Source organism: Stenotrophomonas humi (assembly GCF_001431415.1).
In the GTDB taxonomy this organism is placed as follows: Bacteria; Pseudomonadota; Gammaproteobacteria; order Xanthomonadales; family Xanthomonadaceae; genus Stenotrophomonas; species Stenotrophomonas humi.
The window spans coordinates 11,760-31,008 of record NZ_LDJI01000031.1; the positions used below are offsets into that span (position 1 = coordinate 11,760).

A 19,249-nucleotide genomic window follows, 5' to 3' on the forward strand; every position below is an offset into this window, starting at 1 on the left:
TGCGCGGCTTCCGCTGATGCGCTGCGGTTTGGACGCAGACGGCGTCAGCAGGCGACGGATCGCCAATGACATGCCTCGTGCGGCCCTGGAGGACGCAGCATCCCCTGGAATGTCGAGGTGTGCGCAAGGTGTTTACCGATGGCTGGGTATACTCCGCGCCATCTGCTGGAGGACACCATGGAATACAGGAAGTCGGTGCGTATGCGGTGGGCGGCGGTCGCTTTTGCGGCGTTGGCCCTGGTTGCAGGATGCAAACGGAATGAAACCGGTCAGCTGCCCGGCGCCACGGGCGAGGCCATCGTGGCCAAGCAGGAGGAGGTCAAGGGCTTCGCCATGTTGCGCGCCTGGCCCGATCAGCAGCGCGGTGATGGCCTGGCATTGGCCGTCGAGTTCTCGCGGCCACTGGTAGGTACGCAGGACTTCGACAAGCTGCTGCGCTTCGAGGAAAAGGTCGGCACCGATCAAAGCAGCTGGTCACTGTCCGACGACGGCAAGACCCTGCGCTATCCCTATGTGGAGGCGGCCAAGGAATACACGCTGATCATCTCACCCGACCTGCTTGCCGCTGACGGCAACCGGCTGGGCACCGAGGTGCGGCAGAAGGTGTTCACCGGTGAGCTGGATCCTGCGGTGGGCTTTGCCTCGCAGGGCAGCGTGCTGCCGTCCAAGGACAGCCGCGGCCTGCCGGTGGTGTCGGTGAACGTGCCGGAGGTGGATGTCGAGTTCCTGCGCGTGCGCGAGAAAGACCTGCCCACCTTCTTCAGCCAGTACCAGCGCGGCGGTCGCCGTGGCAGCTGGGAACTGGACAGCGAGTACAGCGAACGCACGCCCCTGTCCAAGCTTGCCGAGCCGGTGTACGTGAACCGCTTTGTGCTCGGTGGCAAGCAGAACGAGCGCGTGTTGACGTACCTGCCGATCCAGGAAGTGAAGGAGCTGCAGCAGCCCGGGCTGTACTTCGCGGTGATGAAGCGCACCGGCAGCTTCGAGGGCGAGTTCGACACCGCATTCTTCACCGTCAGTGATATCGGACTGCACACGCGTGCCTACAAGGACAAGCTGTTCGTGCACACCGCCTCGCTGGCCAATGGCGCGCCTGCCAAGAAGGTGGAGCTGAAGGTCATCGACGGCAAGGGCGAAGTGGTGCTGCGCGGGCAGACCGACGCCAACGGCAACGCGCTGCTGAACTACACGCTCGATGCGGCGCATGTGCTGGTGGCATCCAACGGCAGCGACACCACGATGCTGCCGTTCAACCAGCCGGCCCTGGACCTGAGCGAGTTCGCGGTGGCCGGGCGCCAGAATGCCAATTTCGATGTGTTTGCCTGGTCCGGTCGTGATCTGTACCGCCCGGGTGAAACCGTGCGTGTGTCTGCGGTGCTGCGCGACAACGATGGCAAGAAGCTTCCGGGGCCGGCGACGGGCGGGCAGCCGGTGTTCCTGCGGCTCAAGCAACCGGATGGCAAGACCTTCCGCGAAACGCGCCTGCAGCCGGGCGAACAGGGCTATTTCTCGTTCGAGCAGACCATTCCGGTGGAAGCGCCGACCGGCCGCTGGCAGGTGGAGTTCCGCACCGACCCGGGCAGCAAGGAGGCCGTGCAGGGCATGACCCTGCGGATCGAGGAGTTCCTGCCCGAGCGCATGAAGCTGGACCTGGACAGCGCCCAGAAGACGATCAAGCCGGGGGAGCCGTTCAAGCTGCAGGCCGATGCGGCTTACCTGTATGGCGCGCCGGCCGACGGCAACCGTTTCACCGCACGTCTGGCGTTGGCGGTGGAGCAGCACCCGGTCGAATCGATGCCGGGCTGGTTCTTCGGCGACCCGACGGTACAGCTGCCGCGCGAAGCCAACGACGTGATCGACACCAAACTGCCGGCCGACGGCAAGCTGCGTGAGGATGTGGCCCTGCCGGCCGACACGGGCAAGGGCACGACGGTGTCGGCGCTGGTGTCCGGCAGCGTGTACGAAACCGGTGGGCGAACCGTCACCCGCACGCTCAAGCGCGTGGTGTGGCCGGCCCAGGCACTGGTGGCGGTGCGTCCGTTGTTCAATGATGCCGATGGTGCCGATGCCAACGCCAATGCGCGTTTCGAGTTGATGCGCGTGGATGCCGAGGGCAGGCCGCAGCCGGCCAAGGGTTTGAAGATCACCCTGGTGCGTGAGCTGCGCGACTACCACTGGACCTATACCGACAACAGCTGGGACTACGACTTCACCCGCCGTTTCGAGAACAAGGAAACCCGCACGCTCGACGCCGGTACCACCTCGGCCAAGTTTGATTTTCCGGTCGAGTGGGGCGAGTACCGTGTGGACGTGTTCGATCCGGGCACCGGCCTGACCACGCGGTATCCGTTCCGCGCTGGCTGGAGCTGGGATGACGACAACCGCGGCCTGGATGCACGCCCGGACAAGGTCAAGGTGGCGTTGGACAAGACCGCCTACCGTGCCGGTGACACGCTCAAGGTGACGGTGACACCGCCGCATGCCGGCCGTGGCCTGCTGATGGTCGAAAGCGACCGCATGCTCTATGTGCAGGACATCGACGCCAAGCCGGGCAGCACCTTTGAAATCCCGGTCACCGCCGATTGGGAGCGGCATGACGTCTATGTCACTGCACTTGTGTTCCGTGGTGGCAGTGCGCCGAGCAAGATCACCCCGGCACGCGCGGTAGGTGTGGTGCATGTACCGATGGACCGCAGTGACCGCCGCATCGCGGTGGGCCTGATCGCGCCCAAGCAGATGCGACCGGAACAGCCGATGGCGGTGACGGTCAGCGCGCCTGAACTGGCCGGCAAGCAGGCGCATGTCACCGTGTCCGCGGTGGATGTTGGCATTCTCAACATCACCCGTTTCGCGGTGCCGGATGCGCCGGCGCACTTCTTCGCCCAGCGGCGTCTGGGCGTGGACGCGTATGACATCTATGGGCGGGTGATCGAGAGCTTCGAGGGCAACAACGGCAAGCTGAAGTTCGGCGGCGACATGGCATTGGCGGCGCTGCCGCAGGCCAAGCGCCCGACCGCGCGGGTGCAGACCGTTGATCTGTTCTCCGGGCCGGTGGCGCTGGATGCCAAGGGCAATGCGCGGGTCAACCTGCAGGTGCCGGACTTCAACGGCACGCTGCGCGTATCGGCGATGGTTTACACCGACGACCGCTACGGCAACCGCGACGTGGAAACGCTGGTGCGCGCGCCGATCCTGGCCGAGGCCAGCATGCCGCGGGTGATGGCCCCGGGCGACCGCAGCACCGTCACCCTGGACGTACAGAACTTCACCGGTAAACCCGGCGAGTTCGCGGTGCGGGTGGACGGCGAAGGCCCGCTGGGTATCGGTGAATCCACGCGCAAGGTGCAGTTGGCCGCCGACGCCAAGAGCACCCTGAGCTTCCCGTTGAGTGCGCAGGAAGGCTACAGCGTGGCCAAGGTGCGGGTGCGGGTGGATGGCAACGGCTTCAAGGTGGACCGCCGTTACGACCTGCCGGTGCGCGCGGCGTGGCCGCAGGTACTGCGTTCACAGACGCGCACGCTGGACCCGTTGGCGCCGGTCACACTGGACAGCAACTTTGCCAGTGGCCTGATGGCCGGCTCGGTCAATGCACGCATGCTGGTCAGTGCCTTGCCACCGATTCCATTCGCCTCGGCGCTGCAGGGTGCGTTGAACTATCCGTATGGCTGCGCCGAACAGACCACCAGCAAGGGCTATGCCGCGCTGATGCTCGACCAGGCCACCTCGACCATGCTCGGTGCCGACGGCCTGGATGCCAAGGCGCGCAACGAACGCATGGAAGGCGCGTTCGGGCGGCTGGCATCGATGCAGGTGGCCAACGGCAACTTCTCGATGTGGGGCGACGACGACTACATCAACCCGGCACTGACGCCGTACATCGCCGAGTTCCTGCTGGATGCCAAGGACGCCGGTTTCGCTGTCCCGGACAACGTGCTGCAGAAGTCGTTGAACCGCATCAGTGAAGACCTGCTCAGCGGCGGCAACCAGTTCTATGGCCAGGACCGCCGTGACTCGCTGAAGTTCGCCAACCAGGCGTACTCCGGCTATGTGTTGGCGCGGGTCAACCGGGCGCCCCTGGGTACGCTGCGCACGTTGTGGGACAACGAGCGCAGCAAGGCGCTGACGGGCCTGTCGCTGGTGCATCTGGGCGTGGCGTTGTCGCTGCAGGGCGACAGCAAGCGCGGCCAGGCAGCGATTGCGGCCGGCTTTGCCAAACCCATGACGGATCGCCCGGAGTACTTCGGTGACTACGGCAGTCCGCTGCGTGACGATGCGTTGATGATCGCGTTGCTGCACGAGCGCGGCCTGGCCAAGCCGGAGTACGACGCGCGCGTGATCACCCTGGGGCGCGAGATGGATGCGCGTCGCAACCGCGGTTGGCTGTGGTTGAGTACCCAGGAGCAGGTTGCGCTGGCCCGTCTGGGCAAGGCGTTGATGGCCAACCAGAAGAAGCTGGTGTCTGGTGAACTGGCGGTCGGTGAGAAGGTTGAGAGCATCGAGGCACGCAAGGTGTTCGCACGCGTGTTCGACATGGCGCAGTTGGCGCAGGGCGTGCGTTTCTCGCCACAGGGCGAGGCGCCGATGTTTGCCAGCCTGGAAGTGGCAGGTGTTCCGCGTCAGGCACCGGCACCGGACAGCACCCATATCGGCATCGAACGTAGCTGGTACGGCACCGATGGCAAGCCGTGGTCGCCGCGTCCATTGAAGGAAGGCGAAGCCCTGATCGTGCGGCTGAGCATCACCGCCGGCACCAGGATGCCCGATGCACTGGTGACCGATCTGTTGCCGGCTGGCCTGGAGATCGAGAACTTCAACCTGGGCGATGCCAAGCAGTGGGCCGACGTGGTGGTGGATGGCGTGGAGATCAGCGATCGCTCACGCGCGGCCGACGTCAAGCATGAGGAGTTCCGTGATGATCGTTACGTGGCGGCGTTGAATCTGTCGCGCGGCAACCAGGCGCACGTGTTCTACCTGGTGCGCGCGGTAACGCCGGGCACCTACACCGTGCCGCCGCCGCTGGTCGAGGACATGTACCGCCCCGACCTGCGCGGTGTGGGGCGTTCCAATCCCACAACCATCACGGTGGTGCAGCCCTGACCGGAGGCGTGCCTCTGGCCCCTTCCTTGCGTTGAAGACGTAGGGAAGGGTTTGTGGGCGCTGCGCAGGAGCGGCTTCAGCCGCGAAGCGGGCCTTGCTTCCGCAACCGGAATGCATGCATTGCTTTCACTGCCGTTGCTGTGACCCCGGCCGACTTCGTGATCGAGGTCGCTCCCACACTAATCCGCAGATGACGTGTGCGCTGCGTAGCAGTGACTTCAGCAGCGAAGCGGATTGAACGACGATTGAAGACGGCGATTGAAGACGACGATTGAAGAGCAGACAGCAGTGAACACGCGCGTCCAATGGCTGAAGAACGCAGGCATCCGCCTGCGCGCCGCTCTCACGCTTCGCCACCTGCGCTGGGGAGCTGCCGCACTCCTCACCCTGTTGCTCGTCCTCGACCTGTCGTTCCCGCCACCACTGCCCAAGTGGCGTGATACCAGTACGCTGGTGGTTGCCAGCGATGGCACGCCGCTGCGTGCCTTCGCCGATGCCGAGGGTGTGTGGCGCTATCCGGCCGACGCCAAGACGGTGTCGCCGTTGTATCTGCAGGCGTTGCTTACCTACGAAGACCGCTGGTTCTGGCGACATCCGGGGGTCAACCCATGGGCGCTGCTGCGTGCGGGAAAACAATGGCTGCTGGAGCGACGCATCGTGTCCGGGGGCTCCACGCTCACCATGCAGGTGGCACGCATTCTTGATCCGCACACGCGGACCCCGTGGGGAAAGCTCAAGCAGCTGCTGCGTGCGGTGCAGCTGGAAGTGCACCTGAGCAAGCGCGAGATTCTGGATCTGTACCTGGAACGTGCCCCGTACGGCGGCACCATCGAAGGCGTGGAAGCGGCCAGCTGGGCGTATCTGGGCAAATCCGCCGCGCATCTGTCGCAGGCCGAAGCCGCCTTGTTGGCGGTGCTGCCGCAGTCGCCGAGCCGGCTGCGCCCGGACCGCCATCCCGAAGCGGCGCAACGTGCCCGCGACAAGGTGCTGGCACGCATGGCCGAGCTGGGAGCATGGCCGGCAGACGAGGTCGCCGACGCGCGCATCGAACCGGTGGTGGCGCGGTCGCTGAAGCAGCCGCTGTATGCGGCCTTGCTTGCGCAGCGCCTGCGCAGCCAGCAGCCCAGGGTGGCGCATATCCAGACCACCATCGACAGTGGTCTGCAGCGCACGCTGGAAGAACGTGTTTCCTCGTATTTTTCGCAGCTTCCCGAGCGCACCTCCGCGGCGTTGCTGGTGATGGACAACACCACGCTGGAAGCCCGCGCCTATGTCGGCTCGGTGGCGTTCGGCGACAAGGCGCGGCTGGGCCATGTGGACATGGTGCAGGCCTGGCGTTCACCCGGTTCCACGCTCAAACCGTTCCTCTACGGCATGGCGCTGGAGGATGGGCTGATCCATTCGGAAAGCCTGTTGATGGATGCACCGCAGAGCTTCGGTGGTTATCGCCCGGGCAACTTCGATGCGGCGTTCAATGGCCCGGTGGGGGCAGCCAGTGCGTTGCGCCTGTCGTTGAACGTCCCGGTAGTGGACCTGCTGGACCGCGTCGGGCCGGCGCGTTTCACCGCGCGGCTTGCCAATGCCGGTGTCACCCTGAAGTTCCCACATGGCGCGCAACCCAATCTGGCGGTGATCCTTGGCGGCACCGGCGCCCGGCTTGAAGGGCTGGTAGGTGCGTTCGCCTCGCTCAACCGTGGCGGCATCGCCGGCCGCGTGCGTTATACGCCGCAGGACCCGCGCATCGAGCGGCGGATGATGTCCGACGGCGCGGCGTGGATCGTGCGTGAGATCCTCCAGTCCAATCCCCGTCCGGGCTACGGCGTGGGTACGTTCGACACCGGCAGTCGTCCCCACGTCGCCTGGAAGACCGGCACCAGCTATGGCTACCGCGACGCCTGGGCGATCGGCAGCACGCGCCACTACACCGTGGGCGTGTGGGTCGGCCGGCCGGATGGCACACCGTTGCCGGGCCAGTACGGCGCGGTGACCGCATTGCCGCTGATGTTCGAAGTGATCGACAGTCTGCCGCGACAGGGCAACGACAGCACCGCACAAACCGTGCCGGCCAGCGTCACGGAAGTGGATATCTGTTGGCCGCTGGGCATCGCTGCCGAGCAGACGCCGCCGGCCATGTGCCAGCGGCGCTTCCCGGCAATGGTGCTGGATGGCGTGATACCGCCAACGTTTCCGGAACGCGACGCGCGTCTGTGGCAGGCGGGCAGGGTGCGTTTCCAGGTGGATGCAAAGAGTGGGCAGCGGATTTCGGCTGGCTGCGAAGGGCACGAACAGCGCGAAGACCGCGAGATCGCACGCTGGCCGGCGCTGGCATCACCGTGGTTGTCGGTCGCGCAGCGGCAGGCGCAGCAACTGCCATCGTTGGCGCCGGACTGCGCCGCCGACGGGCATCAGTCCGACGGTGTGCTGCATATCCAGGGGCTCAACGACAAGGCGACGCTGGCGCGTCCACCTGGCGCGACACACGGGCCGCGTCTGCAGCTGCGCGCGCTGGGCAGCGAGTCGTCGATCGAGTGGTTGCTGGATGGGCGCTGGATAGCGCAGACGCGCGGCTCGCGCGTGTTCACGCGTGACTTCGATGAAGCCGGTGAACACACGCTCACTGCCTTGGCCGAAGACGGCGCGTGGACGCGCGTTCGGTTCCGGGTGGTGCAATAGCGCTTCACCCAGTGCCGATCAACAGTGCGCGACCACGATCCCCGCGAAGGCGCGGCGACTGATTACTGGACGCTCCCCGGAAGCGTTGCCAGCAATGCCCGCTCTTCTTGCCGCAACGTCAGAACCCGCACGCCATCCTCGGTCACTTCCACCGTGTGCTCGCATTGCGCGGATAGCTTTCCGTCGCGGGTGGTGACCGTCCAGCCGTCGTCGCTGCTGTCGATGGCGGCGCGGCCCTGGTTGATCATCGGCTCGATGGTGAATGTCATGCCCGCCTGCAGCACCAGCCCGGTGCCGCGTCGGCCGTAGTGCAGCACCTGCGGATCCTCGTGCATCTCACGGCCGATGCCGTGCCCGCAGTATTCCTTGACCACCGTATAGCCGCAGTCCTTGGCGTGGCGCTGGATGGCGAAGCCGATGTCACCGAGCGTTGCTCCGGGTCGCACCGTCGCGATGCCTTTCCACATGGCGTCGCGGGTGCTGTTCACCAGACGCTTGGCTTGATGGCTGACCTCGCCGATCGGGTACATCTTGCTGGAGTCTGCGATGTAGCCATTCTTCTCCAGGGTGATGTCGAGATTGACGATGCTCCCGTTGCGCAGGGTGTCCGAGGCGGACGGCACGCCGTGGCAAACGACGTTGTCGATGGAGCTGTTGAGCACATATTCGAAACCGTACTGGCCCTTGCTGGCAGGACGGGCCTTCAGCTCATGCACGATGAAGCGCTCGACCCAGTCGTTGACCTGCAGCGTGGTCATGCCTTCCAGTGGCAGTTGGTCCAGCGCCTCGAACACCGAGGCGAGCAAGCGACCGGATTCGGCCATGAGTGCCAGTTCGTGGGGCTGCTTGATCATGATTCGGCGGCCGCCAATGCTGCCGGGCGCACGCCTGCAGCGGTGAGTTCGCGGACAACGATCTCGTGGAAGCTGAGCTGCGGATTCAACTCGCACAGCATGCCGATCTTGATCCAGAAGCCGGCCTGGGCATTGATGGAACGACCAGAAACCGAACTGGCCTTGCGGATGTTGTCGTGCAGCTCGTCGTCGATGTTCACGATGCCCATGGCTGGTCCAGATCAAGGAATATACGAATCATATATCAATCGTATATCCGCAGTTGGACGTGAGCGCTCAGGTTGGGAGCCTCGGCAATCGCTGACAGCCTCAGATGGCGCTTCCACCCGTGTGCAGCAGCCCCAGGAATTCGTCGAACAGACGCGGGTCGATCAGGCGTCCGCGCTGCTTGCCAAGAATGTCGAGGGTGGCTTCGCTCGACATCGGTGCACGGTAGGGGCGCAGCGAGGTCATCGCGTCATACCCGTCGACGATGGTGAGGATGCGCGCACCCATCGGAATTTCCTCGCCCTGCAGGCCGTGCGGATAACCGCTGCCATCCCAGGCTTCGTGGTGATGACGGATCAGCGTGGCCACCTGCTGCGCATCCTCGCGGCCGGTGGCATTGAACAGGGCGGCACCGCGATCCGGGTGGGTACGCATGACCGAACGCTTGTCTTCGTCCAGCTTGCCCGGATACAGCAGCACGTCATCGCGGATGCCGATCTTGCCGACGTCGTGGAAGCGTGCGGCCAGTACCAGGTGCTCCAGGCGTTCTTCCGGCAGGCCACAGCGCTGACCCATGGCACGGGCCAGCTGCGAAACACGGTCGCAGTGGTGATCGGTGTAGCTGTCGCGCTGGTCGAGCGCGGCGGCCAGGACCGTAATCGTGCAGGAATCGTCCCGGGGAGGAATGGACAACCCGGTGGGCGTGGAAATGGGTGACATGAGAGGTACTGCCTTGAAGAGGCTCGCTGATGATAGGCGAGGGCGCGCATTCTCGGCGCGCCCTCGTTTTCACGCAAACGTCACGAAATCTTTCGTTCAGCTACTCAAGGGCGCAAGGTGGTCAGCAACGCGCGTGCCGCATTGAAGCGGTCTGCGCTTTCCGGCAATGGATGCTTGATGCGCAGCTTGTCCGGGCCGTCCATCTGGTAGAGCTTGGGCTGCTTCTGGATGAGCTGGATCACCGCCATCGGATCGATGTTGGGCTTGCTCTCGAACACGATGCGGCCACCATTTTCACCCAGCTCCAGTTTGCGGATGCCCAGCTCGTTGGCCTGCAGCTTGAGTTCGGCAATCGCGAACAGGTGCTTCACCGGATCCGGCAACAGGCCGAAGCGGTCGATCATCTCCACCTGCAGCTCACGCAGCGCGATGCTGTCGCGGGCGCTGGAAATGCGCTTGTACAGCGTCAGTCGCGTGTGTACATCGGGCAGGTAGTCGTTCGGAATCAATGCCGGCACATGCAGTTCCACCTCGGCACCGCGCGGTTCGTCGCCGGCGTCCAGGTCCGGCAGCCTGCCGGCCTTGATCGACCGTACCGCGCGTTCCAGCAACTCGGTGTACAGGCTGAAGCCGACCTCGGCCATCTGCCCGCTCTGGTCTTCGCCCAGCAGTTCGCCCGCGCCACGGATTTCAAGATCGTGCGTGGCCAGGGTGAAACCGGCGCCCAGCTCGTCCATCGAGGCGATGGCTTCCAGGCGTTTGTGCGCGTCTGCGCTGATCGAACGCTTGTCCGGCGGCACCACCAGGTAGGCGTAGGCACGGTGGTGCGAGCGCCCCACGCGGCCACGCAGCTGATGCAGCTGGGCCAGGCCGAACTTGTCGGCCCGGTTGATGATGATGGTGTTGGCGTTGGGGATGTCGATGCCCGATTCGATGATCGTACTGGCCAGCAGCACGTTGAAACGCTGCTTCTGGAAATCCAGCATCACCTTTTCCAGCTCGCGTTCGGGCATCTGCCCGTGCGCCACGCCGATGCGTGCTTCAGGCACCAGCTCGGACAGCTCGCGCTGCATGCGGCCCATGCTTTCCACATCGTTGTGCAGGAAGTACAGCTGGCCACCGCGCGACAACTCACGCTGGAACGCCTCACGCAGCTGGGCGTTGTCCCAGGCGGTGATGAAGGTCTTGACCGCCAGCCGGTTCGGCGGCGGGGTGGCGATGATCGACAGGTCACGCAGCCCGGCCATGGCCATGTTGAGCGTGCGCGGAATGGGCGTGGCGGTGAGCGTGAGCAGATGCACATTGGCACGCATCGCCTTCAACGCTTCCTTCTGGCGCACACCGAAACGTTGTTCCTCATCGACGATGACCAGGCCCAGATCCTTGAACTTCACGTCCGGCTGCAGCAAGCGGTGCGTACCGATGATCACATCGATCGTGCCTTCGGCCACCTTTTCCAGCTCGGCTTTGATTTCCTTGGTGCTCTTGAAGCGCGACAGCACTTCCACCTTGAGCGGGTAATCGGCGAAACGGTCGCGGAAGTTGCGGTAATGCTGTTCGGCCAGCAGCGTGGTCGGCACCAGCACCGCCACCTGCTTGCCGCCGCTGGCAGCGGCAAAGGCCGCACGCACGGCGACTTCGGTCTTGCCGAAGCCCACATCGCCGCAGACCACGCGGTCCATCGGCTGGCTGGACTGCAGGTCACGCAGCGTCGCTTCGATCGCGGCCAGCTGGTCGGTGGTTTCCTCGAACGGGAAGCCGGCGGCAAAGGGTTCGTACATGGCGCGGTCGATGTCCAGCGCCAGACCGGCGCGGGCCTGGCGTCGCGCCTGGATTTCCAGCAACTCGGCTGCAACGTCGCGGACCTTCTCGGCGGCCTTGCGCTTGGCCTTGGTCCATTGCTCGCCACCGAGCGAATGCAGCGGCGCGGTTTCCGGCGACGCGCCGGAGTAGCGGCTGATCAGGTGCAGCTGCGCGACCGGCACATACAGGCGGTCGCCCTTGGCGTATTCGATCTCCAGGAACTCGCCGGGCATGCCGCCGACGTCCATCGCGATCAGACCCCGGTAGCGACCGACACCGTGATCTTCGTGGACGATGGGCGCGCCTTCGGTCAACTCGCCCAGGTCACGGATGATGGCTTCCGGTTCACGACCGGCCCGGCGCGTGCGCCGCGCATGACCCGCGCGCTCGGGGAACAGCTGGCGCTCGGTAAGCACCGCCATCGGCGGCTCGGTGATGGCAAAGCCATCGTCCAGCGGTGCCACGGTGATGGCGAATTTGACGAGTCCCTCTCCGTCGGGCAGAGGGGCTGGGGTGCGCTTGGCCCCATCCGACCCGTCGGGTCCCTTTGCCCTGAGGGGGGAAGGGATGAATGCATTGAAATCCGCAATCACCGGCGGCCGCAGATCCGCTGCCTGCAGCACTTCCAGCAGCGCCTCGCGGCGGCCCGGCGAATCGGCGGCGATCAGCACGCGGCCGGGGTAGTGTTCCAGGAAGGATTTCAGCGCCTGTCCGGCCGGCGCGTCCTTGGCCGCGACCGGCAGCGGTGGCAGCGGCTGGTCGCCCAGCGGCTGCGCTTCGTCGATGCGCGGATGATCGGCCGGCCACACTTCCACGCGCGGCTGCTTGTTGAACTGCTCGCGCAGGCTGTCCGGTGACTGGTAGATCTCATCCGGCGGCAGCAGCGGCCGTTCGATGTCATGGCGGCGTTGTTCGTAGCGGCTGCTGGTCTGCAGCCAGAACGCATCGGATGCCTCGGCCACACCGGTGCCGACCACCGTCAGGAAGCCTTCGGGCAGGTAGTCGAACAGCGTCGCGGTCCTGTCGAAGAACAACGGCAGGAAGTACTCGATGCCCGAAGGCAGCACGCCGGCTTTCAGATCCTGATAGAGCGGGCTGCGGCGCGTGTCCACATCGAACCGTTCGCGCAGCGTGGTCAGTACCTTGGCCAGGCTGGCATCGTCCACCGGTACCTCGCGGCCGGGCAGCATTTTCACGGCCGATACTTTGTCCAGCGAACGCTGCGATTCGGGGTCGAACGCGCGGATCGAGTCGATGTCCTCGTCCAGCAGCTCGATGCGCAGCGGCGCGTCGGCACCCATCGGGTAGACGTCGAGCAGGCCACCACGCACCGCGAAGTCACCCGGGTCCAGCACCTGCGCCACATTGCGGTAGCCGGCGCTTTCCAGTCGGCGCTTTTCCGCGTCCATGTCCAGGCGCTGGCCGACCTTCAGGTCGAAGCTGCCACCGACGATGAAACTCAGCGGTGCCAACCGCTGCAGCAGCGTCTGCACCGGCACCACGACGATGCCACGCGTCAGCGTGGGCAGGCGGTGCAGGGCAGCCAGGCGCTGCGAAATGATGTCCGGGTGCGGGCTGAACTGGTCGTAGGGCAGTGTTTCCCAATCCGGGAACGGCACCACCGGCAGTGCATTGGCGTCGGTGCCAAGCAGTGTCTGCAGATCGGCAACGGTCTGGTGCGCGCTCTGGTTGTCACGGGTGACCAGCAACAGCGGCTTGCCATGTGCCTGCGCAGCCTGCGCCACATGCCACGCCAGCGCGGTCGTGGAAGCCGGGGCGCGCCACCAGGCGCGAAGCTGGCCCGAACGGGGCAGCGGCGGAGAGGGGTAGTGGTAGGCAGACATTAGCCGCCAATTTTACCAGATGCGGCTTTTGGGGCAGGGGCGGGCGGGGAGGAGTGAGGGATGACCGGCGCCAGGAGCGAAGGAGGGCTTGGTTGCATTGTCGTGCGGTGTGTATGGGAGACGGGAGTGGAAACTGCCCCGAACAGCACCGAAGTCAGCGCTTTCTCCCGCCTCGCACTCCTCTGCGTTCAGCCCGGGCAGCGGAAGGGCACAAACGACAAGAGCAGAAGCAGGTGTCCCTGCTTCTGCTCTTGATGATGGCGGGTGTGGCGGCGTGGGGAGGCGGCGTTGTCAGGAACAATGCCGAAACCGACGCTTCCGGTCACCACGCATGCCTGTCCACTTGCTTCCGCCTCAGGACGCGAGTTCCAGCACCATCCGCACCAGACCCGGCGTGCCACTGGGATGTGGCACCTGCTTGAAGCCCAGCGAAGCGGCCAGTTGCAGCATCGGCTCGTTCTGCTCGGCAATGTCGCCGTACAGACGGTCCAGGTACTTGCCGCGCGCCCACTTCACCAGCTTGCGCATCAACTGCCGGCCCAGGCCCTGTCCGGCCAGGAAGCGACTGACCAGGATGGCGTATTCGGCGTCACGGGTGCCCGGAATGATGGAGGCGCGGGCGACCGCGCCGACCACGGCTTCACCCGGTGGCAGCGGTTCGGCGGCTACCAGGGCGATCTCGGTCTTGGGGTTGGGGTGGGTGAGCCGCTGCGCGGTCTCATCCGACAGTGCTTCCACCGACTGCAGGAACTTGTCACGCACCTCTTCCGGCCCGAACAGGGCAAATGCGCCCTGCAACGGAGGCCCGTCCTCCGGACGGATGGGGCGGATAAGCAGTTCGCGGCCGCTGGGTGCCTTGAAATGTTCATGCCAGGGCGGCATGCGATTACGGGTAGCCATGACTACGGTTCCTCCAAAGTCACCGGATTCTGTCATCCGCCCGCCTAAATACTGTGAACGTTCTTCAACGCGGAGTCATGACCGCTGGCGGCGGGCGTCACTCGGGCATCTTCAGCCATTCCAGGCGGGTGGAAGCGCCTGCTTCGCCCAGATGCTTCTTCAGGGTGGGCAGCGCCGGGGACAAGATCTTGTCGAATTGCCAGGGGGTGTTGACCAATAACATGCCGCTGCCATTCAGACGCAGGGGCGAGTCATCGGGCCTGACCAGCAGTTCAGCTACCAGCACGGATTTGGCCGGCAGGTGGGTGGCCTTGCGGAAGAACTGCTGCAGGCTGCGACGCTGCTTGATGGGATACCAGACCGCGACCTGGGCCTGCGGCATGCGGGTGAGGATTTCACGCAGCGTGGCGATGATCTGCGGGTACTCGGCGTCCTGCGACTCGTAGGGCGGGTCGATCAGCACCAGCGCCCGGCCGATCTTGTCGGCGCCGGACTTGGGCGGGAGCAGGGCCCGGATGCTGTCATAGCCATTGCCGGCGAATACCTGCACGCGGCGGTCGTGGGCGAACAGTTCCTTGAGCGCGGCGGCTTCGTCCTTCTGCAGCTCGCAGGCGGCCATGCGGTCCTGCTCGCGCAGGGCGCGCGCGGCCAGCAGCGGCGAGCCCGGATAGGACACCAGGGCGCCGACCGGGTTGTCGGCCTGCACGGCGCGCAGGTACTGCTCGACCACCTCTGGCAGCGCAGGCGTGGACATCAGCTGCAGGATGCCCAGGTCGGCCTCGGCGGTCTTGCGGCTTTCCTCGGCCGAGAGCAGGTAACGGCCGCGTCCTGCATGGGTATCCAGGACGAAGAAGGGGGATTCTTTGCGCTTGAGCGCGTCGATCATGGCGAGCATGACGACATGCTTGAGCACGTCGGCGTGGTTACCGGCGTGGAAGGCGTGGCGATAGTTCATCGGCGAAGTGTACGGGGGTGCCCGGGCGGCGGCTATGCTGGCGGCATGTCAGACCAGCCAGCCCGGGTGCTCGTCGTCGAAGACGAGACCGCCATTGCCGATACCCTCCTGTACGCCCTGCGCAGCGAAGGCTACGCCGCCAGCCACTGTGGGCTGGGCCGCGAAGCCCTGGAGCGCCTGCGCGACGAGGGGGCCGACGTGGTGGTGCTGGATGTGGGCCTGCCCGACCTGGGCGGGTTCGAGGTGTGCCGGCAACTGCGCACCTTCAGCCAGGTACCGGTGATCTTCCTGACCGCCCGCAATGACGAGTTCGACCGGGTGCTGGGGCTGGAGCTGGGCGCCGACGACTATGTGACCAAGCCGTTCTCGCCGCGTGAAATGGTCGCCCGGGTACGCGCCCGGCTGCGTCGTGGGGCCGGTACCGCGGCTTCGCCGCCAACGGTGGCTGCCGTCGGCTGGCGCTCGTGCGGTCGCTTCGCCATTGATGAAGAGGGCAGGCGTATCCGTTACCAGGACGCGCTGCTGGACCTCACCCGCTACGAGTACGCGCTGCTTGCCGCGCTGCTGCAACGGCCGGGGGCGATCCTGAGCCGGGCGCAGTTGATGGAGCGTGGCTGGGACCATGCCAGCGACAGTACCGACCGTACCGTCGATACCCACGTCAAAACCCTGCGGGCCAAGCTGCGTGCGGCCGGTGCGCAGGAGGACCCCATCCGCACCCATCGCGGTGTGGGCTACGCGCTGGAGCTGTAATGCGGCTGGGGCTCAAGATCTTTCTGGGGTTCTTCCTGATCGTTGGCATCGCCGCGTTCTTCGTGATGCGTGTGTTCGTCAACGAGGTGAAGCCCGGTGTGCGCCAGGCCATGGAATCCACGCTGGTGGATGCGGCCAACGTGCTGGCGGTGATCGCCGCGCCGGACCTGAAGGCCGGGCGCATCGCCGAAGGTACCTTCGCCGCGCAGATGGCCACCGCGCAGCGGCGCGACCCCAAGGCGATGGTATGGCGCTTCCCCAAGCGCAGTGTCGAGTACCGGGTGACCATCACCGATGCCAAGGGCATCGTGATCTACGACTCGCGCGGGCAGGATGTGGGGCGCGACAACTCACGCTGGAACGATGTCTACAAGACACTGCGCGGCGAGTATGGGGCACGCTCCAGCGCGGAAAAGCCCGGCGATGAAACCTCCACCGTGATGCACGTCGCCGCACCGGTCTACGATCCGGCCGACGGCCGCACCTTGATCGGCGTGTTGACCCTGTCGCAGCCCAACGACACCATCGATCCATTCATCGCTGCCAGCCAGCGCGCCATCATCGCGCGTGGTACGTGGCTGATCGGCCTGTCGGCGTTGATCGGCCTGTTGATGACCTGGTGGCTGTCGCGCGGCATTGGCAGCCTGAGCCGCTATGCCAAGGCAGTGAGTGCGGGCGAGCCGGTGCCACCACCGCCACGTCGCCGTGATGAGATCGGTGACCTCGGCCAGGCGCTGGAAACCATGCGCCGCAAGCTGGAAGGCAAGGCGTATGTCGAGCAGTACGTGCAATCACTGACGCACGAAATGAAGAGCCCGCTGGCTGCCATCCGTGGCGCCGCCGAGCTGCTGCAGGAGCCGCTGCCCGAGGCCGAGCGGCAACGCTTCGCCGGCAACATCGTGCAGCAGGAGCGGCGCCTGACCGAAACCATCGATCAGCTGTTGCGGCTGGCCGAAGTGGAGCAGCACGGTTGGCTGCAGAAGCGCGGCGAGGTGGATCTGGTCGCGCTGTGCCGCGCGCTGGCCGATGACGCCGGCCCGAGCCTGCAGGCTGCGCGTCTGCAGTTGGAGAGCCGCATGCCCGAGCGTGCCTTGCTGCAGGGCGATGCGTTCCTGCTGCGGCAGGCGTTGTCCAACCTGCTGGACAACGCCATCGCGTTCTCGCCCGAAGGCGGGCGCATCGTGTTGAACCTGCAACACGATGGCGAAGGCTGGACGGTAAGTCTGCGTGATGCCGGCCCCGGCGTGCCGGAGTACGCGCAGGAGCGGGTTTTCGAGCGTTTCTATTCGTTGTCACGGCCGCGCAGTGGGCAGCGCAGCAGCGGCCTGGGGCTGCCGTTCGTGGCGGAGGTCGCGCGCCTGCACGGCGGCCGCGCGCAGTTGCGCAACCATCCCGACGGGGGCGCCGAGGCAAGCCTGGTGCTGCCGCTGGCCTGACTTCACATTCGCTTCAAATTCGCCACAAACCCTGCTCACCGGGCGGGGGGAAGCTGTGCCTCGGTTACCACACGAGGACGTGACATGACTTCCCTGAAACTGCTGTTGCGCTTCGCCATCGTCGGCGGGCTGGCGCTGTTGTTGTTGATTCCCCTGTTGCTGATCCGCAGCACCATCAACGAGCGCGAGCGCTATCGTGACCAGGCCGTCGAGCGGGTCGCGCAGAGCCGGGCCGGTGAGCAGACGCTGATCGGGCCGGTACGCGTGCTGCCGTGGAAGCAGACGCGCGAAGTCGAAGTGGAAGTGGAGGGCAGCACGCAGCGCAAGACCGAACTGCGTACCGAGCACGGCTATGACCTGCAGATGCCGACGCGCCTGAGCGTACAGGGCAAGATGCGCCCGGACGAACGCCATGTCGGCCTGTTCAAGGTCCCGGTCTACAGCTGGCAGGCCAAGCTGCAGGCCGAGTTTGCCGGCACCAACTACGCCGCGGTGCCCGGACGTACCTACGAGCGCCCCTACCTGGCGTTGGGTATCGCCGACGTGCGCGGGCTGGTGGGTACGCCCAATCTGCGTGTCGATGGCCGTGCGGTACCGCTGCAGTCCGGCTCAGGCGTGCTGGAAGAAACCTCCAAGGGCCTGCATGCGCCATTGACGCAGTTGGTGGACATCAGCCAGGGCGTGTTGCGTGAGGGCAGCAAGGTCGAGCTGGAGTTCGTGCTCGATGGCACCCGTTCGTTGTCGGTGGTGCCGGTGGGCGACGACACCCGCGTGTCGCTGGATTCGCCGTGGCCGCACCCCTTGTTCGGCGGCAGTTTCCTGCCCAATGAACGGACCATCGATGACAGTGGCTTCAAGGCCCAATGGGCGGTGTCCTCGCTGGCATCGGCAGCACAGGCGCAGCTGCTCAAGAACATTCGTGGCGTCGGCGGCAGTGTCGAGTCGTTGAATGTCGCGCTGGTGGATCCGGTGGACGTCTATACCCAGGCCGACCGCGCCACCAAGTACGGCATCCTGTTCGTGCTGCTGACCTTTGTGGGCTTCGCGCTGTTCGAGCTGATCAAGCAGCTCAAGATCCACCCGTTGCAGTACCTGCTGGTCGGATTGGCGCTGGCGATCTTCTTCCTGCTGCTGGTGAGTCTGTCCGAGCAGATCGCGTTCTGGCAGGCGTATCTGATATCGGCGGCGGCATGTATCGGCCTGCAGGGCTTCTACCTGAGCGGTGTGCTGCGCAGCTGGAAGTACGGCTTGGGTTTCTCGACCATGCTGACCCTGCTTTACGGCGTGCTGTACATGTTGCTGGCTTCGGAGAACAACGCGTTGCTGATGGGCTCGCTGCTGCTGTTCGGCATCCTGGCCGTGATCATGTGGATCACCCGCAAGGTGGATTGGTACGAGCTGAGCAGCCGCTCCGCCGCCAAGCCGGCCGCGCCCCCGACATTGCCGTAACCGATGCGGGGTGGCCCAGGCCACCCCGCTGCTTCGGGAGGAACCAGGATATGAATCGGGTATCGATCCACCGCCGGGCACAACGGCTGCTGCCCGCGCAGATCCAAACCAGTGGCTTGTTGCATTTCGGCACGTCGCCGGGGCAGGTGGAAGGTGTGTTGCTGGGCAGCGTGTTTGACTGCGACACGCAGGGCGTCATCGTGTTGCGATTGGCCGGGCAGACGGCGGTCGCGATCCAGCGGCAGGGATTGGCGTTTTTCGAACAGGCGCATGTGGCGCGTGCGGGATTGCAGCGGGCGCTGCCTGCACATTACGGGCAGTGGCAACGTGTGGTGCTGGAGGGAGTTCGTGACCATCCAGCGGAACAGGGGGTTCCGCGCGATGCGGGGACGGATTGGAACGGCTCGGCGTACTTCGCCGGCTCGCGGGATCGGCGTGCGTGGTTGGCGGTGCTACCGGTGGAGCGGTTGGTGGTTTATGGGTGGTTGAATTGAGCGGAGCGGATAGGGCAGCAGTGCACAGACTGAGGCTGATTCGGCCCAACCATGACCATTGGCC

Annotated in this window: 12 protein-coding genes; 6 read left to right on the plus strand and 6 right to left on the minus strand. The window is 65.5% G+C overall.

What is annotated here, in order from left to right; genetic code table 11:
* The first annotated feature begins 177 nt into the window (after positions 1-177).
* Positions 178-5,097: an alpha-2-macroglobulin family protein gene (locus ABB26_RS16105; RefSeq protein WP_083490888.1), complete on the plus strand. Its 4,920-nt coding sequence runs from the start codon at positions 178-180 to the stop codon at positions 5,095-5,097.
* Positions 5,098-5,406: 309 nt separating this feature from the next.
* Positions 5,407-7,770 carry a penicillin-binding protein 1C gene (gene pbpC / locus ABB26_RS16110; RefSeq protein WP_057635790.1) on the plus strand — a complete coding sequence of 788 codons (2,364 nt, stop codon included), beginning with the start codon at positions 5,407-5,409 and terminating at the stop codon, positions 7,768-7,770.
* 62 nt (positions 7,771-7,832) lie between these two features.
* Here the strand turns inward: pbpC and map are convergent, their stop codons facing one another.
* From map to ABB26_RS16140, 6 genes are all read right to left on the minus strand, one after another.
* Positions 7,833-8,624: a type I methionyl aminopeptidase gene (gene map / locus ABB26_RS16115; protein ID WP_057635734.1), complete on the minus strand. Its 792-nt coding sequence runs from the start codon at positions 8,622-8,624 to the stop codon at positions 7,833-7,835.
* Positions 8,621-8,833, minus strand: coding sequence for a ParD-like family protein (locus ABB26_RS16120; protein WP_057635735.1), 213 nt, complete (start codon positions 8,831-8,833; stop codon positions 8,621-8,623). The genes map and ABB26_RS16120 overlap by 4 nt, the downstream gene beginning before the upstream one ends.
* Before the next feature lie 100 nt (positions 8,834-8,933).
* The gene (locus ABB26_RS16125; protein WP_057635736.1) at positions 8,934-9,551 is read right to left on the minus strand and encodes an HD-GYP domain-containing protein; all 618 of its coding nucleotides are present in this window, start codon (positions 9,549-9,551) and stop codon (positions 8,934-8,936) included.
* A gap of 104 nt (positions 9,552-9,655) precedes the next feature.
* A complete protein-coding gene (mfd, locus tag ABB26_RS16130; RefSeq protein WP_057635737.1) occupies positions 9,656-13,198 on the minus strand; it encodes a transcription-repair coupling factor in 3,543 nt (1,180 codons plus the stop codon).
* A 354-nt stretch (positions 13,199-13,552) separates the two neighbouring features.
* Positions 13,553-14,098, minus strand: a complete 546-nt coding sequence (locus ABB26_RS16135; RefSeq protein ID WP_057635738.1) for a GNAT family N-acetyltransferase — start codon at positions 14,096-14,098, stop codon at positions 13,553-13,555.
* Positions 14,099-14,195: 97 nt separating this feature from the next.
* The gene (locus ABB26_RS16140; protein ID WP_057635739.1) at positions 14,196-15,053 is read right to left on the minus strand and encodes a 23S rRNA (adenine(2030)-N(6))-methyltransferase RlmJ; all 858 of its coding nucleotides are present in this window, start codon (positions 15,051-15,053) and stop codon (positions 14,196-14,198) included.
* 45 nt (positions 15,054-15,098) lie between these two features.
* Here ABB26_RS16140 and creB point away from each other — a divergent pair, with 45 nt between their 5' ends.
* The 4 genes from creB (at position 15,099) to ABB26_RS16160 (ending at position 19,185) form a co-directional block, all read left to right on the plus strand.
* The gene (creB, locus tag ABB26_RS16145; protein WP_057635740.1) at positions 15,099-15,806 is read left to right on the plus strand and encodes a two-component system response regulator CreB; all 708 of its coding nucleotides are present in this window, start codon (positions 15,099-15,101) and stop codon (positions 15,804-15,806) included.
* On the plus strand, positions 15,806-17,242 hold the full coding sequence (gene creC, locus ABB26_RS16150; protein WP_057635741.1) for a two-component system sensor histidine kinase CreC: 1,437 nt from the start codon (positions 15,806-15,808) through the stop codon (positions 17,240-17,242). Before creB ends, creC begins: the two co-directional genes overlap by 1 nt.
* Positions 17,243-17,326: 84 nt before the next feature.
* On the plus strand, positions 17,327-18,691 hold the full coding sequence (gene creD, locus ABB26_RS16155) for a cell envelope integrity protein CreD (protein WP_057635742.1): 1,365 nt from the start codon (positions 17,327-17,329) through the stop codon (positions 18,689-18,691).
* A gap of 50 nt (positions 18,692-18,741) precedes the next feature.
* Entirely contained in the window at positions 18,742-19,185 is a 444-nt protein-coding gene (locus ABB26_RS16160) for a hypothetical protein (RefSeq protein ID WP_057635743.1), read from the plus strand.
* The last annotated feature ends 64 nt before the right edge of the window (positions 19,186-19,249 follow it).

What these genes read in the sequence shown, in the direction of transcription:
- ABB26_RS16105 (WP_083490888.1), top strand. Translation starts at nt 178, where the DNA reads ATGGAATACAGGAAGTCGGTGCGTATGCGGTGGGCGGCGGTCGCTTTT.
- map (WP_057635734.1), bottom strand. Translation starts at nt 8,624, where the DNA reads ATGATCAAGCAGCCCCACGAACTGGCACTCATGGCCGAATCCGGTCGC.
- ABB26_RS16120 (WP_057635735.1), bottom strand. Translation starts at nt 8,833, where the DNA reads ATGGGCATCGTGAACATCGACGACGAGCTGCACGACAACATCCGCAAG.
- ABB26_RS16125 (WP_057635736.1), bottom strand. Translation starts at nt 9,551, where the DNA reads ATGTCACCCATTTCCACGCCCACCGGGTTGTCCATTCCTCCCCGGGAC.
- mfd (WP_057635737.1), bottom strand. Translation starts at nt 13,198, where the DNA reads ATGTCTGCCTACCACTACCCCTCTCCGCCGCTGCCCCGTTCGGGCCAG.
- ABB26_RS16135 (WP_057635738.1), bottom strand. Translation starts at nt 14,098, where the DNA reads ATGGCTACCCGTAATCGCATGCCGCCCTGGCATGAACATTTCAAGGCA.
- ABB26_RS16140 (WP_057635739.1), bottom strand. Translation starts at nt 15,053, where the DNA reads ATGAACTATCGCCACGCCTTCCACGCCGGTAACCACGCCGACGTGCTC.
- creB (WP_057635740.1), top strand. Translation starts at nt 15,099, where the DNA reads ATGTCAGACCAGCCAGCCCGGGTGCTCGTCGTCGAAGACGAGACCGCC.
- creC (WP_057635741.1), top strand. Translation starts at nt 15,806, where the DNA reads ATGCGGCTGGGGCTCAAGATCTTTCTGGGGTTCTTCCTGATCGTTGGC.
- creD (WP_057635742.1), top strand. Translation starts at nt 17,327, where the DNA reads ATGACTTCCCTGAAACTGCTGTTGCGCTTCGCCATCGTCGGCGGGCTG.
- ABB26_RS16160 (WP_057635743.1), top strand. Translation starts at nt 18,742, where the DNA reads ATGAATCGGGTATCGATCCACCGCCGGGCACAACGGCTGCTGCCCGCG.